Origin of the sequence: Actinomyces sp. 2119 (assembly GCF_003591215.1) — a bacterium.
Classification (GTDB): Bacteria; Actinomycetota; Actinomycetes; order Actinomycetales; family Actinomycetaceae; genus Actinomyces; species Actinomyces lilanjuaniae.
Map to the genome: position 1 here is coordinate 96,631 of NZ_QYRR01000007.1, position 18,150 is coordinate 114,780.

The 18,150-nt window shown below is 69.6% G+C and carries 5 protein-coding genes; all 5 read right to left on the minus strand.

The window, feature by feature from the left end; genetic code table 11:
- Positions 1-4: 4 nt before the first annotated feature.
- Positions 5-13,321, minus strand: a complete 13,317-nt coding sequence (locus D4740_RS09710; RefSeq protein ID WP_119836750.1) for an SDR family NAD(P)-dependent oxidoreductase — start codon at positions 13,319-13,321, stop codon at positions 5-7.
- The gene (fabD, locus tag D4740_RS09715; protein ID WP_119836751.1) at positions 13,321-14,199 is read right to left on the minus strand and encodes an ACP S-malonyltransferase; all 879 of its coding nucleotides are present in this window, start codon (positions 14,197-14,199) and stop codon (positions 13,321-13,323) included. The genes D4740_RS09710 and fabD overlap by 1 nt, the downstream gene beginning before the upstream one ends.
- Positions 14,196-15,623 (minus strand): PfaD family polyunsaturated fatty acid/polyketide biosynthesis protein, encoded by a 1,428-nt coding sequence (locus tag D4740_RS09720; protein ID WP_119836752.1) that lies wholly within the window; start codon positions 15,621-15,623, stop codon positions 14,196-14,198. The genes fabD and D4740_RS09720 overlap by 4 nt, the downstream gene beginning before the upstream one ends.
- 260 nt (positions 15,624-15,883) lie before the next feature.
- The gene (locus D4740_RS09725; protein ID WP_119836753.1) at positions 15,884-16,465 is read right to left on the minus strand and encodes a hypothetical protein; all 582 of its coding nucleotides are present in this window, start codon (positions 16,463-16,465) and stop codon (positions 15,884-15,886) included.
- A gap of 362 nt (positions 16,466-16,827) precedes the next feature.
- Complete coding sequence (locus tag D4740_RS09730; RefSeq protein ID WP_119836754.1) at positions 16,828-18,144, minus strand: alpha-amylase family protein; 1,317 nt, start codon at positions 18,142-18,144, stop codon at positions 16,828-16,830.
- Between the last annotated feature and the right edge of the window lie 6 nt (positions 18,145-18,150).

Below are 18,150 nucleotides of genomic sequence, written 5' to 3' on the forward strand. Positions count from 1 at the left end.
CTCGTCACTCGCCTTCCTGGAGAACGAGCAGCGGCTCCCGGCGCCGGGTCGCAGGCCGAGACCGCTGCCTGCCCGTGCCGCCCGCCCAGAGGCTGCGTCGTCTGACAGGCGCGTCCGGAAGAGGCTGACGGGCCTGGGCGCTACGCTCACTGGGCTGGGCACCCCGGAGGACAACATGCACATTGGTGCCGCCGAAGCCGAAGGCGCTCACACCTGCGCGACGGACACCGTCCCGCTCAGGCCACGGCGTCAACGAGGTCACCGGCTCAAGGGCAGAGTCGGCAAGGTTGAAGCGCGGGTTCGGCTCCTGGCAGTGCAGGGTCGGGGGGAGCTGCCCATGCGCCAGCGCGAGCAGCACCTTGTGCAGGGACGCCATACCAGCAGCCCGAAGAAGGTGGCCGATGTTCGACTTCACGCTCCCGATACCGCAACTTCGGTGTACGGCGGTTGCTGCGTCGAAGACGGCGGACAGCGCCTGCATCTCGATCGGGTCGCCGATTAGCGTGCCGGTACCGTGCGCCTCCACGTAGCTGACCGATGACGCGGCAACGCCTGCTGCCGAGAGCGCCTCCTCCACGACCTCCTGCTGCGCCTGCGGGTTGGGGGTCGTCAGGCCCATCGTCCGGCCGTCGTTGTTCATGGCCGTCCCCTCGACCACCGCCATGACCTGGTCCCCGTCCGCCACGGCCTTCTTGAGCGGCTTGAGCAGGACCGCACCCGCTCCCTCGCCCAGGACCAGCCCGTTGGCCCCGGCGTCGAAGGCACGGCACAGGCCGTCGGGGGAAAGCGCCCGAGCAGCGCTCAGCCTCAGGTAGGGCATCTCGTCCAGGAGCAGATCCACCCCGCCGACCAGGCAGAGGTCGCAGTCTCCTGCCCGCACCGCCTGGAGACCCAGGTGGAGGGCGGCCAGAGACGACGAGCAGGCCGTGTCGACCACGAGGTGGGGCCCGCGGAGGTTCAGCCACTGCGCAAGCTGGGCCGCCAAGAAGCTCTGGTTCTGCGCGGTAGCGCTGTGGGGTCCGGGCTCGCGCACGACGCTGCCGTGCCCCTCCGTCCCGCCGCCGACGTAGACCCCGACCCGCCGTCCGTCCAGCTCGGAGCGGTCGTAGCCAGCCGAGCGCAAGGTCGCGTCACCGACCTCCAGAAAGACACGGATACTGGGGTGCATCTCTGTGGCTACCTCAGGGTCGATCCCGAAGTACTCCGGGTCGAACTGGTCCACGTCCTCCAGGAACCCGCCCCAACGGCTTGTGATGGCACCAGGCTGCCAGTCCCGACGGTACAGGGCGTCCACGTCCCATCGCCGACGAGGAACCTCCCTCACCGTGCACCTGCCAGCGGACAGTACCTCCCAGAAGGCCTCAAGGTCCGGCGCGCCTGGGTAGCGTCCCGCCATGCCGATGATCGCGACCGGCCCGCAGCCTGCTGCCGGCTCCTCAGCCTGGGACGAGACAGGCCGTGGGGCGGCCAGCAGATCCGGAGGCCCCGGAGGGTGCTGCCCCGACGTCGGGGCAGCACCCTCCGGGGCTCCTAGCGCGGCCGCGAGAGCGTGCACCGTGTCGTGCTCAAGGACCGTCGTGGGCTGCACCGGGCGGCCCAGGTACTGCTCAAGCATGGGGACGAGCCCAGCAATGAAGATGGAGTCGACTCCCAGCTCGCCAAAGGTCGCGCCAGCAGCCAGGGCCTCGCGCGAGACCTTCAGGTGCTCCTCGAACAGGCCGAGGAGAAAAGCCTCGGTACCAGCAGCGGCAGGAAGCGGCGCTCCGAGGCCTGGCGGAGCCGGGGTACTGGCCGCCTCTGCCCGGCCCTGCTCCTGCGAGGTGCTCTGGGCAGGACCTGCGACAGGCGTCGAGTGCTGCGGGTCGATCTTCACCGCGAGCAGATGCGGCTCGTCCACCATCAGCGCGCGCTCGAGGAGGTCTAGGCCCTCGGTCACGGACAGGGGCCGCAGGCCGGACCTCTCCGCCTCCGGCGTCGTCACGACCCCGGTACCTGCGCCCTGCCAGCTCGCCCAGCCGATAGATCGAAGGGCCGTGCCTCCGTCCTGGCCCCAGCACCGCATCGCCTCAGCGTCCAGATAGGCGTTGGCCCCGGCGTAGGAGGCCCATCCCGCGCTCAGCGCTGGAAGGGCTGCGGAGACCGAAGAGAAGAGCACGATGAAGTCAGGACGCGCCTGCTGGAGGCACCCAGCGACTACATCCCACCCGGAGTCCTTCGCCTGCCAACTCTGGCGCACCTCGTCCGGCGACTGGTGGAGGAAGGGAACGGGAGCCCGAGGGACGTCTCCGGCGCAGTGGACGACGCCGGCGATCCGTCCCCGGGCACCGGTGCACCGCCTGAGGAAGTCCGCCACGTCAGCCTGGTCGGCCAGGGACCCGGTGTGGGTCGCGATCGCCGCGCCACGGTGACGGAGCCTCCGTAGGGCTGCCACTGACGCCGACCTCGGGTGGTCGGGCCCGATGCTGTCCCAGGTCTCAGCAGCGGGGAGAGGACGTCGCCCGAGCAGCGCCAGGCGCCGGGCGCCACGCTCGACAAGGCGCTCGGCCACCGCGAGCCCGAGTCCGCTCGTGCCGCCGGTGATGACATAGGTGTCCTCCGGGTCGATGCCAAAGGGCCCGAAGCGACCCGGCACCAGCGCGGGCGTCGGGGCCGAGATCTCCTCGAAGGACCTGGCCCAGCGGTCCTGCCCCTGAAGAAGCGTCCAGCCCGGGTCCTGCTCGTCGAGCCGACAGAGCTCCGTGAGGGCCTGCGTCAGGAGCTCGGCGGGATCATCCGGGACTGGGTCCAGCTCCAGTGCGCCAGCAACCACTCGCTGGTACTCGGCGCCCAGCGCGCGCACCACTGCCATCCGGCGCGCCTGGTCCGGGCGCTCCCAGGTCTGCCTCCCGACCACCAGGACGCGAAGCTGAGCATCAGGGGCCGAGCGCAGGCGCCGCCCGATCAGGGGCAGCAGCTGGTCCTCAAGCCGCTCCTCCGGCACCGGTCCCCCGCCTGGGTCCACTCCGGTCAGATCGATCACCGCGTCGATCTCGTGGTCGGTGAGGACAGACTCGAGGGTGGCCTCCGCCTCCGCCGCCGTCTTTCCCAGGACGTACTCCTCCCGCGCGACCTGCGGGAGCCCGGTGTCCTCGCGAAGAAGTACCCAGCGCGCGCCCGGCACCGCATGGGCAGCAGCGGCAAGGTCCAGCGCGGCCCCGGAGCCGGCAAGGACGACCACGGTGGGCCTGGTCTGCGGCACCACGGCAGGCGGGGCCTTCACAGGGACCCACGAGGGACGCAGCAGGACCAGCCGCTCACCAGCCGGGTCGTTGACGGCACCGGCCCCCGGCAGGGCGGTGCCGAAGGGGATCGGAACCCGCGCGAAGGGGTGGGTCGGCAGGGACACCCTGCGGCGGGGACCGCCGCTGCTCGGCAAGTCGGGCGGAGGCCCCCCGCGCACCCACTCCCGGGCCTGCCGCTGCGCCACCTCGGCCCTGGTCTCCCGGGCCGAGGGCACGGGTCCCTCGTCACCGTTGGCACTGGCACCGTCCTCGCGGGCGACGCGACTGGAGAACACGTTGACCCGCTCAACACGGTCAGCGAAGTCGCGGAGGCCGCGAGCCATCTCCGGCACGCTCTCCGCCACGACAGCGACCCGGTGCTCCAGTGCTGGGCGGCCGTCACGCAGGGTCCAGGCGACGTCTGCGGCATCCAGGCAGTCAGATCCGGCGCTCAGGACCTTGGCCACGCTCCTCGCGTAATCCTGCAGACGATCCGGGTCGGGCGCCGACAGCGTCGCGACGAGCGGCCCGGAGCCCGACGCAGGACAACGGCGTGCGGGAGCGGGCGGCTCGTCGAGGACGACGTGGGCGTTGGTTCCTCCGAACCCAAAGGCCGACAGCCCAGCCCTCAGCGGGACCGGGTCACCAGCCGCGTCGACGGGCTCCCACGCGCGCCCACGGTCCAGGGGGCACAGCGTCGTACCTGCAAGTCCCAGGTGCGGGTTGGGGGTCTCGTAGTGGAGGTTCCCCGGGAGCCAGCGGTGGCGCATCGCCAGGAGGACCTTGATGAGTCCGGCGACCCCGGAAGCCGACTCCAGGTGCCCGATCGCCGACTTGAGGGAGCCGAGGTACACGCGGTCCGCGCGGGGCGCCCCTGTGGCGTCGGTGCCGATGCCCGCCAGCCTCAGGCCCTCGACCTCGATCGGGTCACCGAGGGGGGTGCCTGTCCCGTGGGTCTCGACATAGCTGACCGGTGCGCGGTCGCCCGCCTGGTGGTGGGCTGCAGCGACGACCTCCGCCTGCGCTGCAGGACGCGGCGCAGTAAGAGAGTGCGCACGCCCTCCGTGCGCGACCGCCGTACCTGTGACGACTCCGTGTACCGTGTCACCGTCTTCCAGGGCGTCACGGAGGCGTCGCAGGACGACGACGCCGACTCCCTCGCCCCGCACGTAGCCGTCCGCCGAGGCGTCAAAGGTCGCGCACCGCCCCTGCGGGGAGAGCATGCCCGCGTTGTCGAAGGCGGCGAACCAGAAGGGGGTCAGCAGCGCGTTCACGCCGCCGACGACCGCCAGGTCGCACTCACCGGCACGCAGCGCTGTCACGGCCCGGTGCAGCGCGGTGAGGGAGCTCGAGCACGCAGTGTCGACCACCTCACTGGGACCTCGCAGATCGAGCAGGTGGGAGACGCGGTTGGCAACAATGGCGTGCACGTTGCCGGTCGCCAGGTGTCCCACCGGTACGGCCCCGCTGCTCAGGAGCCGGTGCAGGTGGTCGTGCAGGCTCACACCAGCGAAGACGCCTGTCCGGGATCCGCGCAGCGACCAGGGGTCGCGGCCCGAGTCCTCCAGGGCGGCCCAGGAGGACTCGAGGAAGAGGCGCTGCTGGGGGTCCATCAGTCCGGCCTCCCAGCCCGAGATGTGGAAGAGCTCGTGGTCGAAGGCCTCGATGTCGGAAAGGAAGCCACCCCACCGGCACCGGGTCGCCCCGGGCTCGCCAGGGCGCTTCGGCTCCTGCTCTCGCCAGTCCCAGCGATCCGTCGGCACCTCGCGCACCGAGTCGACCCCCCTGACCAGGTTCTGCCAGAAGGTCTCAAGATCGTCCGCACCGGGGAAGCGCCCGGCCATCCCCACCACGGCGACGTCATTCGCCCAGACCGGGACCTCCTCACCCTGGTCACCCGCCTCCTGCCGGGCGCCCGGCCCGGCAGGAGCCGTGCCAGGGCCGGTCGTCTCAGCCCGGCCCAGCCGTACCTGCGGCTCGGCAGTCCTGGAGCCGCCAGGGTGGTTGACGGTGGATGCGCCCGCCTCGTCCGGCAGGCGCGGGGTGTGCGCCACCAGGAGGTGGTCGGCAAGGAGGTCAACGGTCGCGTGGTCGAAGAACACCACGGGTGAGACGTCGGTCCCGAGACGCTCGTTGATCATGGTGGCGAACTCGGCGTAGAGCACGGAGTCGAAGCCGACCTCGCTGAACTCGACGTCGCCTTCCAGGTCGTGCTCGTCAATATGCAGCAGAGCGACGGCGAGCTCGCGCAGCACGGCGGCCACTGCGATGCGGGAGGGGCCGGGCGCCTCCACCCGTCGGTGGGCGGTGGCACGGGTCGGCCGTGGAGCCGGACGACGCAGGAGCGTGCTGCGAATCCGCGCCGTGTCTCCGTGAGCAGCCATGACAACGGGCTCGTCCAGGGCCAGCGCCTGCTCGAAGAACGTGAACGCCTCCTCAGAAGAGACCGGGGTGAAGCCTGTGGCCTGTCGCAGCGCTTGATCCACCGTGGGATCTGGCTTCATGCCCCCGTCCGACCACAGGGGCCAGATGAGGGAGACGGTGTGGCCCAGACGAGCACCACGTCTCACCTGCGCCTGGCGGTGCTCGGCGAAGGCATCAAGAAAACGGTTTGCCATCGAGTAGCTGCACTGGCCAGCGCTGCCAAGAGTGCCAGACGTGGAGGACATCATGACGAAGAGCTCCAGCGGGTCCTCCGAGGTCAGCACGTCCAGCAGAGCCGCCCCGGTGGCCTTGGGGGCCAGGACCCGTGCACAGCGTTCATAGGACTTCTGCACAGCCGGGGCGTCGTCGATCACGCCGGCCGCGTGGATGACTCCGTGCAGGGGACCGTACGCGGCCCGCTCCTGCGCCAGGACGTCTGCCAGGGCGTCGCGGTCCGTGACGTCACAGGACATGTAGCGCACCTCGCCGGGGGCGGTTTGCGGGCGCTCACCAGCCCAGGGCTCCTGGGGCGAGCGCCCCAGGAGCAGGACGCTGGCCCCGAGGGTCCGCGCCAACCAGTGGCCCAGCCTCCGGCCGATCCCACCGCCTCCGCCGGTGACCACGTAGTGTGCGCCCTGCCGCAACCTCGACGCCTGGAGCGTCGGGGCGACCTCCTCGAAACCACGGACCTGGCGACCGGCGCCTGGATGCGGGGCACGGACCTCGACGTCGCTGTGACGCCACTCCGCCAGCAGGGCTTGCGGGGCGGGCACATCATCGGCACGTGGCACCTCCACCCGGACTGACCGCAGGCCCGCAGACTCACGGGTCGCCGCGAGCGAGAACCCGGCGGCGGCGACGGCCGCCGGGTCGCTCTCCGCCGGGGGAGTCAGCAGCAGGTGGGTCGCGACCCCCTGCGCACGCAGCACAGCCGTCGTCACGTCACGGACCTGAGACAGCCGCTCCGCCGCCGAGGTCGGCCCGCCGCGCAGTCCGCGGTAGTCAACCACCATCGTGCTGGCGGACCCGTCGGCCAGCAGGCCGTCCAGGTCCTCCGGCCCCACCAGGGTCCAGTCGCCTGACGCCTGCGCCCGGCACCACGCCTCGTGGTCGGTACGCTCCTGCGAGAGCACGACGACGTGCGTGGGACCGGCAGCACCGTCAGCCTCAGGTGGCAGCCCACCCGAGTCGCCCTCCTGCCACACCGGCCGGAGAGCCCGGATATTCCCGGACCGGGCCGGCTCGTCGGCAGCCGGCAGGAGGACAAGGTCCCGCAGTGCCGTAAGCAGGGTTCCATCCGCCGCGACCACGTCCAGGTCGCAGCGAAGCATCGTGGCGTCCCGGCGCCGGTAGCTCACCTGCACCGTGGCCTCTTCCTGCACTCCCCGGGCACTGACCCAGCACTCTGACAGGGAGTACGGCAGGTAGGCACCGCTCCTGCCACTGCCCACCAGCACCGTCTGCAGGGCGCCGTCAAGGATCGCCGGGTGCATGACGTGATCCTTGGACTGGTTGGAGTGGTCCGCGGACGTGGCGGGGAGCGCGACAACCGAACGGGCACCGTCAGCCCAGGCCTCCACCGAGCGCAGGCCCTGCAGGGAGGGACCGTAGGCCATGCCGCGCCCGGCCAGGTTCGCGTAGACCTCCTCCGTTGACCAGGTGGTTCCCACCTCGGGGCCCTGCGCCGCCAGCTCGCAGACCTCAGCCCGTGCGGCCCGCGTCACCACAGCCCGCACGGCGGCAGGCGCTCCAGGTTCATCCCGGTAGAGACCCAGGGCTCGCGAGGAGGTGTCAGTGTCCTCACTGCGGACGGAGACCGTCAGTCCGCTGCCGGACACGGCCAGGGGAGTCGCCCAGACAACGTTGCTGACGAGGTAGGGGCCCCGGTCCCACGACCCAGCGGGTGATGCCGTACGCACGGCAAGACGTAGGACAAGGTCCAGGCATATCACGCCGGGCACCAGGTACTCACCAGAGATGACGTGGTCCCGGAGCCAGGGCTCGGCCCCGTCCAGGTGGACCTGGATGCCGGTATCGTCGAGGTTGTCAGGCACTCCTCCCCCGCCCAGCGGGAGCCCGTCGGCTGTGTCGTCGGACCGGTCAGGCTGCCTGTCCGGACCCGTCTGCACAGGCTGCTCCTGCGGTCCGGTGCCGGCTAGCGCGTGCACCGGCGACGCGAAGGGGTAGGTCGGCAGCGAGACCCGGTGGGCACCACGTGCTGGCAGTACCTCCGGCCACGGGATCTCTACGCCCTGGACCCACAGCGTCGCCAGCGAGGACAGCTCGCCGTCCCCACCCAGCCGAGCCAGGAACTCGACCCCGTAACCCGTGCCCAGCACGTGGGTCAGCCCCTCCGCCTGCTGGCCCCCGGGCCGCTGGCCCACGAGGCAGACGGCGCTGCTGACCGTATCGGGACCATCCTCGACGTACTCCTCAAGTGCACGTATAAGGCTCTCCCGATCTGCGACCACGAGCGCCAGCCGACGCTCCATCGGCCGACGTCCCACCCGCAGCGTGTACGCTACGTCGGCCAGAGCAAGATCGGCTCCGACTCCGCAGAGATGGTCGTGCAGTCGCTGCGCGCTAGCCACAAGCTGGTCGTCAGCACGTGCGGACAGCACCACCAGCTCCTCGCCGTCCCTTTCCGCCTGCGGGACGGCCTGGGATCGGTACTCCTCAACAACCAGGTGAGCGTTCACCCCGCCTGCACCGAACGAGCTCACTCCCACGACGCGCGGCTCCCCCTCGTCGGGCCACGGGCAGGAGACGGTGGGGACAGAGAAGGGAGTGGTAGCGAAGTCGATCTCCGGGCTCGTCTCCTCCGCCCCCAGCGAGGGCAGGACGGTCTGGTGCCTCAGCTGGAGGAGCACCTTGGTGAGACCGGCGATCCCTGCCGCAGGCTCGAGGTGGCCGATCACGGACTTGACGCTGGAGACCAGGCAGGTCTTCCCGACAGCCCTACGCGAGGCGAGCGCCTCGGCGAGGCCGCGGATCTCAATAGGGTCGCCGAGAGGGGTCCCCGTCCCGTGCGCCTCGACCACAGACACTCGCTCAGCCGACAGGCCCGCGTCCTCAAGAGCGTCACGCACCAGCTCCGACTGCCGGGAGGGGCTCGGGACAGTGAATCCCTGGGTGTGGCCGGCAGTGTTGACAGCGCTTCCCCGTAGCACCCCGTAGATGTGGTCCCCGTCCCGCTCAGCAGCCTCCAGCGGCTTGAGAAGAGCAGCACCGGCTCCTTCTCCCAGCACCATACCGTCAGCCCCAGCGCCGAAAGGTCGGCACGCACCCGTCAGCGACAGCATGCCCATGTGCGAGTACTGGATGAAACGGGCCGGATGCAGGATGAGGTTGACCCCGCCGACGACGGCCGCCTCCACCTTGCCGCTGCGGAGATCCTGGCACGCCAGGTGTACAGCCACCCCGGAGCTCGAGCAGGCCGTGTCCACGGTGATGCTGGGGCCGTGGAAGTCATGGACGTACGAGACTCGGTTGGCGATCTGGTACAGCGCGGAGTGCGGGAGCGCTGCGGTCCCCTCCACGGCCGCGTGCGCGGAGGCAACAGCATAGTCGCAGGCCATGGCCCCGACGTAGACTCCGACGTGCCGCCCCAGGCCCGCCGAGGTGTAGCCAGCGTCCTGGAGCGCCTCGGTGGCTGTCTCGAGGAAGAGACGCTGCTGGGGATCCATCGCCGCGGCCTCGAGCGGTGAGATCTTGAAGTACAACGAGTCGAAGGCCATGACGTCGTCGAGGAAGCACCCCCGCCACGGCCTGAGGCCCTCTGCCCCGGGGGAGGCATCCCGGAAGGCCTGGGTCTGCCGGGCCGCAGGCATCTCACGCACCTGGGTGCTGCCGCTGGACAGCACGTCCCAGAGCTCGTCTGGCGTCCTGGCACCAGGGTAGCGGCCCGCCAGGCCCACGACGGCCACCGCACTACCGCGGGCGGCGTCGACCCTCATAGGCTCAGCGGGCGGCCGGGGCTCCTCGGTCACAGGCCGGGACCTGGTCTCCACCGGCTCGAGATCTGGCAGATCCGGCGGGGACGGCGAGGACCCGGCGCTGATCACCCTGGCAACATCCGCAAGGGTCTCGCTCTCATAGAGCAACGTAGAGGGCAGACGCCCGCTCTGCCTCTCCAACTCAGCCATGAGCTCGACACGCAGCATCGAGCTTAGACCGAGATCCTCCAACCGCGTCCACGGCCCCAGCTGAGCGGCCGGTCGACGCAGCACCTTGGAGAAGACCTCGACCACCGACTGTGCCCGGGCCGTCCCCGCGCCGTGCCGGGGCTCCACCGGGACCTGGTCCGGCGGCTCGTTGACCGCAAGATCCACCTGCGCTGGCGTGGCAAGATCAGCCGGGATGTCCGACAGCCCCGTGAAGCGGTCCCTCGACGAGGTAGCAGGTGGCGGCGACCGCCGCGCCGTGGCTGCCGCAGCGCTGGCGACGTCGGGATCGAACTTCACGGATGCCGCAGCCTCCGCCGACATCCTGTGCACCAGGACGGTCGTCCCGTCCGCCTGCTGTGCCTGCGTAGCCGGGCCCGTCACAGCCTGCAGGAAGTCGCGCACCGGCTGGTTGCGCTCCGTAGGGATGACGGGAAGCTCGACGGTGGTGAGCCCGAGGTCCAGGGCGATACGGCCCAGCCGGGCAAATACCGCGTGCTCCGCCCCCTTGCCGAGCACCCGGCAGCTCATGAGCAGGTTCTCCACAAACATGGTCTCGTCGTCGTGGGAGACGACAGCCAGGCACGTGATCCCGTGGTCGCCGAAACGGTCTGCCACCGAGGCCACCCAGCAGGCCGTACCTCGTTCCACGAGCCGGGCGACCTCCCCGGTCGAGAGTCGTAGGCCCGTGGTGTTGAACTGCGTGGTGCGGTAGGTCATCTGCGAGACCCGTGCGTGATCCTCCTCGTCGACCTCGCGCATGTCGACGCGCAGGTCCAGCCCGGCGACGAAGGAGGCGAGGTCGGGAGCGGAGGTCTGGAACCTCTGACGCTCCCGGGCCTCCTGGTAGCGCTCGGCGCGCCTGCGGTCCTCAATCGTCACCTCTAGCTGGTCAAATGCCCAGGTGTGGTCGACAACCGACCGGATTCCTGCGGTACTGCTCGGCAGTCGAATACCAAGCACCTGTGGGAGGCGGGCCGCGACCTCCCCGATCTCTACCGGGCTGTCGTCGACGAAGACCACGGAGTCCAGGCTGAGGTCGAGCTCAGCCACCATCTCGCGAATAGCGGTGGACTTCGGTGACCAACTGACGCGCCTGGCAGCCAGGTGCTCAGACGTGACCAGCATGTCTGGACGCTGCAGCACCGCACGCACATCAGCATCGTGGTTCTTGCTGACCAACCCCAACAGCACGCCGCGCCCGCGCAGATCCAGCGCCCAGCGCTGCAGATCTAGGTGCGCTGCGTCCAAGCGGACGCCCTGGGGCCCGTCCTCGCCGCACACGCCGTCCCACAGCGTGTTGTCCGCGTCGAGCACGAGAACCTTGGCCGGGGGCCTCAGCACCGCCCGGACACTGCGCGCGACAGCGGTCGCCAGCCCGGCAAAGCCCTCACGGGTGTACGGGATGTGGCCGAGGCGGTCCCGGATCGGGTCATGGTGCTCCGGCCCTACGTACTGCGGTCCGAAGTGGTCGGTTGACAGGACGTGTGCGCCAGGCACTGCGGACAGCTGGTCCTGGAGCTGCTTGAGGAGCGCGTGCTGGCTCTCCGTGTCCGCAGGGTCCGATCCCTCCGGGGAGGGGCAGACAATGACGACGTGCGGGATGCCTGAGCGACCGGCCGAGGTACTAACAGCCTCCGCCAGGTCACGGGTCAACCCGGTACGGCTCTGTGGAGCCCAGTCCGAGGGACGCAGGAGGACGACGTTAACCCCGCCCTTGTTGCCCGCCATCGCGCTGCCGGGGTCAAGGAGCTCCTGGAGCACCTGCGCGTACGGGCTCAGCCGTGGCCTGAGCCCCAGGTTCAGCCTGCCCGCCCAGAAGCCGAGCGCAGGGAGCACCGGGTCCGCAGTGAAGGTCGCCACGATCTGCAACGTCGGGACGTCCACGGAGTCCGGCTCGGGCAGGGTGGCGGCACCTGTCCGCTCCCCGTCCTCCGGTACCTGAGGCTGTCCCGGGAACTCCTCCAGAACAGCAGTCGTCCCCCCGCCCTGCCCACGCTCGGCCAACCACCGCACAACCGCAGCGGCTACCTTGCCTGGAGGGAGGGGGTCATCATGCAGACCAAGCGACGTCAGGGTCGTCAGGAGGCGGGGAGGCCGGACCACAAGGGAGCGGGATGCCGGGTAGCGGGTGCGCACGGACCGAGCCAGGCCCTCGACTGCCGTCTTCGCGGTGACGTAGTGGCTCCAGCCCTCTACCGGCGCTGACACGGCGGAACTGGACACCCAGACGATCGAGCCGACCGCCTTGTCGACCAGGTCCCCGAGCGCTGCCAGCGGGGTATGCACCATGGAGAGCGCCCGCTGCACATAGGCGACGAGGCGCTGCCCGTCGTCAACGTCAGGATCCTGCTCCCCCAGTGCGGGGGCCGCGTTGAGCACCAGCACGTCAAGGCGGTCGTGCTCTGCCGTGATCCGGGCCGCCAGATCCCGGCAGAACTGGGGGTCGGCGCAGTCACCCTGCATCACCACCACCTGGTCACTGCGTGCGCCGAGGCTCTCCCGCAGCCGCGCCACCGCGCCGGTGCTGTGCTGGTGCACCAGGTAGACAGTCGCCCCCTGGAGCACCAGGGCCATGACCATCGCCGCACCCAGCCCGCGACTTCCGCCGATGACGGCAGCCACACTGCCACAGAGAGCGGCCGAGTCGTCGAGGAGGTCCACGAGGCTGTCGGGCCGAGGCTCGGCCAGCGTGGGTCTGACCCAGGCCCTGGCCTCAGCCACCGCCCAGACGCCGGATCCGGCAGGGCTGGTGAGTCGGCCGTGGAGGTCGATAACACCACGCTCGACGTAATGGTCAGCAACCTCCCAGCGGCCCAGAACCTCCACGGCGTGCTCAGGGGCGTCCTCAGTGAAGGTGACGGACAGCCGGGCGAGCAGGGCAGCGGTTCCGGGGATCTCCATCCCAGCTGAGTAGCTGCACCAGGCCAGCACCTGGATCTGAAAGTCGTTGACGCCGCGCCCCAGCAGGTCAAGTGCCTCGCTCAGGTCGCCGACCTCCGTCGCCAGACAGCTGTAGGGGCTCACGTGCCTCGTCCCGGGGGGCATCTGCATGGGGTCCGTCTCCCTGCTGGTCGACCGGCGCCCGGTCCTCGTGGTCGCCAGCTCAGAGACGGAGGGGCACCTCGCTGGCCGGGAGCTGAATCCGCACGTGATAACCAGGACTCGACGACGCCCATCAAGAAGGACGAGCTCAGCGGAGTCGTCCATGCCGACCGTGGTTTCAAGTGAGTAGGTGGTCCCCGGCAGTACCGGCGAGTCGAATGAGACCGTGAGCCAGGAGAGACAGCCCGGGCGCTCCGGCAGCGCAGCAAGGCAGGTGAGCACTGCAAGCATCCCGTGGACCACCGGCTGTCCGAAGGGGGTGGCTCGCGCATAGACCTGGTCGGTGTGCAGCGGGTTGACGTCACCGCTGAGCTCCGCGAACCGTCGCACCTGCTCCGCACTAATGCGGACGGATGTCACAGAAGCCATCACGATCGCCCCAGCCCGCCACCTGCGGCCCTGGCAGCCCGGTGCCTCTCGACCAGTCGGGCAAGGACGGCCCCCGGCCCGACGTCCACGACCTCGGGATCAGGCTTCCTGAGCATGTAGTCCATGCAGCCGACCCAGTTGACCGGCTCGACCATCTGGCGGCCGAGCAGTTCGTGGAGCGTCTCCTGCTCGTGCGGCGCCGCAGTCACGTTCGACAACGTCGCGATCCTCAGCCGATTGAACCGGTATCCGTCCAGGAACGCCCGGAACCGCTCGGCTGGCTCGGCCATGAGGCTGGAGTGGAATGCACCGCTCACCCGGAGCCGAGTGACCGCCGTTGCTCCGGCCGTCTTCAGGGGTGGTGTGACACGGTCCAGCGCCTCAGGACTGCCCGCGACGACAACCTGGTCGGCGAGGTTCAGGTTCGCCAGCGTGACACCGCCTTCATCAGCCTCCAGCAGCGCTGTCCGCACCGCCTCGTGGCTGAGGCCGATGACAGCGGCCATGGCCCCCGGGGGCGCCTCCGCCATGAGGCGCCCCCGTTGCGCGACGATCTCCAGACCGGTCAGGAAGTCGTAGGCTCCCCCGGCGAAGAGCGCCGTGTACTCACCGAGGCTGTGCCCCGCGAACAGGGTGGGAACCTCGCCGGAGTCTCGGACGTGCGCAAGATAGCTCAGCGCACTGACCACATAGACGGCAGGTTGCGTGAAGCGCGTATCAGACAGCCTTTCCGTAGGACCCTGGGCACACAGCTCACGGATGGACCACCCGAGCTGGGACTCGGCCTGGGCCACCAGGTGCGGGAACCGCGCAAGGACCTCGCCCCCCATCCCGACACGCTGCGCTCCTTGACCTGGGAACACGTGGACCAGAGTCATGACTGCCTCCCCGTGCTGGAGCCTGCCGGGACAGTCGCTGGCAGTGGGCTGGTGCGGCTCGCGTAGCGGCCCACGGTCGCGCTCAGCAGATCTGCCGCCCCGCCCATGAGCACGTCAGCGACCTGGTCCACGTGGCGGGACCGCCACGGCTCGAGCGCCGTGCCCCGCACGCACCGGTTCCAGGCCCCGAGAGCAGGACCGCACTGGATCTGGAAGTTGACGCGCTGGGACTCCTTCCCCTCCTGTGCCCAGCGGCTGGACAGGGAGAAGTAGCGTCGGAACACGAGCGCCAGCTTCCGACGCGGCTGCCGTTCAGCACGCTCGACCTCCTCCGGGTAACGAGCCCCGTAGTAGGCGCGGGTCTCCTGCCATACCTCCTCGAAGCCCCGGCCGAAGTACCGCTCCTCAATCTGGCGCGCGACGCGTGGGTCGCTGCGGACCAGCTCCTCCCATGACGCGTGCTGGTGGTACAGTTCGTAGAGCTTACGTCCCCGGGGGGCGAACAGGGTGCCTCGGCCGACAACCTGCACCTTGGCACCCTCCTGGAACATGTCCCCGGCCGGAGCCATCGCCGTGTCGGCGGTCCCGACGCCCTGGAGCATCTCCTTGACGAGCTCGCTGGTACCAGCCTCGACAGTGCACTGGTTGACGCTTCCGGTGAGGACGTAGTCTGCACCGATCAGGAAGACCGCCGCCACGGACTCCGGCGTCCCGAGACCACCGGCCGCGCCGATGCTCACCCGCCGACCGGAGGGCACCTGCGACTGCGTCTCGTCCCGGAGCCGGAGAATGTCGGGGAGCAGGGTCAGCGCCGACCGCTGGTCGGTGTGCCCGCCGGAGTCCGCCTCAACTGTGATGCTGTCGGCCATCGTCACCCGACGCGCGAGCCTCGCCTCGTCTTCAGTGATCCGCCCGGTCTCACGCAGCTGGCGCACGATCGGCTCGGGCGGTGGCCCGAGAAACAGTCGTGCGACCTCCGGCCGGGAGACCTTAGCCATGATCCGCCGAGGGGCTACTACCTCACCGTCCCGCCCCTCCCTGACTCCCTGGAGCCGGTACCGCACCATCGGCGGCGTAACCGTAACAAAAGCTGACGTCTCGACAGCGCTGATGTCTCGTGCTAGACACAGGTCCACCACGGCCTCCTCGTCAACGGGCCGGGAGGGCGCGGCCAGGAGGTTCAGGCCAAACACTCCACGCCCCCCGAGTCGTTGACAGACATCATCCACCGCGCGGGTGAGGCGCGCCGACGCCAGACCTCCAGTTCCGAGGAAGGCCAGGAGGCCAGCCTCTCCCATCCGCACGACCATGTCCGGTGAAGAGATCCCGCGATACATGGACCCTGCGACATAAGCGAGCCTTACACCGTACCGGCGCCGGAAACCCTCGCTCCCGAGGGCATGGGCGTCAACCGCTACATCCATGCTGTTCTACTCCCTGGTTCTCTTGAGGCCCGCGCCACCCGACCGCCAGGCCCAGGACAGCCGCCTCGTGACAGTAGGACCAGTACACCCGCAGGCTCCTCCCTGGGGAGGGCGCCAGGACTTGACGTCGACCAGCGCGGCTCGTTCTACCCTCCGAGGTATCGGCGCACCCTGAAGAGCCCGGCCTGCAGACCCTGACGGAGCGTAGTGCCCGCACACCGCAGGGCTCATCAAGTCCTTACGCAGGCTTCAGCTAGCCACTACGGCGTAGCACCCTGGCCAACCACGGACTTCTTGTACTCTTCGAGCATAGCGCCGCCGTCAGTAAGCATGCCGTGGGAGTACAGCTCGAGAGCCGGCAGCGTCGTAGTCGCCACGTGGTTCTGCCAGACCTCCATGCTGGTGGCCCCCGGCTCGGCTATGGCGAACTCCATGACGAGGGCACCGGCCTGGCTCAGCGTCAGGTAGCGCGCGCGGGCCTTCGGATCGGCGCTCTCGACGACGACTCCGTGCTGCGCCTGCCGAGCCAGGTTCTGCTCGGCGTCAGCAGTCATCTGCTCGATGACGTGGCGGGCGAGGTCGCCGCCGGCGCGCAGGCACATCACCAGGTAGCGGACGACCGGCTCGTACTCGTCAGCAGTCACCAGGTGCTTGAACATGTCGTCCTGGGGGTTGAGTGACCCGTGCGTCTCCTCGACAACCTCGAAGACGTAGCTCGTGCACGCCGACTGCAGTCCCTCGACGGAACCGAACTCCGCAAGAATCTCCTCGGTGGTGACGTCGGCGTCAGCGGCGACGTCCTCCAGGCTCGCCCCGAGCCCCTGGGACCCATAGACCCGCATGGCCGCATTCCTGATGCTCTGTGCTTTTTTCACGTTACCCTCCATTGGCAGACCACAGTGCTAACGAGGCCCCTCCCGCTGGAACCGACGATAGGGACGGCACCGAACCATGTGCGCGCCCCCACCCCGACCGACCCCACGGGCACCTTAACCCCACCCACGGCATCACGATGTGAGCACAATCTACGTTACCAGAAGACAAGCGACTGGAAAACCCTTCACCCGGCTACAGGGGACTCCACATTTGATCAGGTGGCACCTGCGGAACAAGAACCTTCAAGATGATGGAACCATCAATAGTCATCGCTCGCAGCACACCCATGCCGTTATCTGCTGCTATCTGCTGCTGTCACCCAATCCACCTACCTCGGCGCCTCGACCACGAGCACCTCCTCCCCGGGGGCACGGACCTCGGCCCGCGGCCGCGGCTCCAGGGCGAGGCTCACGCCCAGGCGCTGCCCGTCCTGCCCGACGGCGTCGTAGGCCAGAACCGGGTTGTCCAGGGAGGTGACCTCGGTGCGGGCCCGAACCAGCCAGGGGTGGCGCCGCCGCACGCCGATGAGGTCCTGGTGCAGCCGGTACATCCACTGCCCCGCAGCGGACAGCCCGGAGGGCTGCTCCGGCAGCGCCGGGCGCACGGCGTCGTCCCCGCCCAGGGTCTCGGTCTTGACCCCACGGAAGGCCTGCTCGTCACCGTAGTAGACACTGGGCACCCCACCCACGGTCATGAGGATGACGGCGGCCAGGGCCGCACCGCCCTCACCCACCCGGCTGGCGATACGGGTGACGTCGTGGTTGCCCACGAAGGTGGCTGGGGTGAAGGAGTCCAGCATCTCGTTGTGACGGCGCAGGCACCAGTCCAGCTCGTAGAAGTTGGCGTCGTTGATGGAGCTCCACACCGCCTTCCACAGCTCGTACTGGGTCACGGAGTCCATCGTGGACTGGGAGACAAACTCCGGGTAGTCGCCGTGGATGACCTCCCCCATGAACCACGCCTGGGGGTGGTTCTCGCGCACTCGGGGCAGCACGCGTGCCCAGAAGGCGGGCGGCACGGCGTAGGCGGCGTCCAGCCGCCAGGCGCTCGCCCCCCGGTCCAGCCAGTGCGACAGAACCCGCACCGCGAGATCTACGACCTGCTGGGAGTCGTGGTTGAGCACCGCCAGGGACTCGTGCCCCTCAAAAGTCACGTAGCCAGGACCTTCAGCAGCGCCGGGACCGACAGCATCCTGCCCAGCACCCTCAAGGCGGAACATCTCCCGCTCACGCCCGCCCTCCAGGGCGGCGCGCAGCAGCGGGTGCTGGGCGCCCACGTGGTTGAGGACCCCGTCGAGCATGAGGGCCAGCCCCCTGTCCCGGCAGGAGCGGGCCAGTCGGTCAAACGCGGCGTCGTCGCCCAGGCGCGGGTCGATTTGGAAGTGGTCGGTCGTGTCGTAGCCGTGGGTGGAGGAGGCAAAGATCGGCCCCAGGGACAGGCCGTTGGCACCGAGCTCCACGGCGTAGTCGAGCCACGGCTCCAGGCGGTCCAGCCGAGGGGCGGCACCAGGCTCGACCAGCGGGGCGCCAGGCTCAGGCCGCACCGGCGCCCCGGTAGCCCCCAGAGGGTAGACCTGCCACCACACACAGGTGGACGTCCAGGTCGGGAGCCCGGGAGCACTTATTCTAGATTGCTCACTAGACATGGTCCG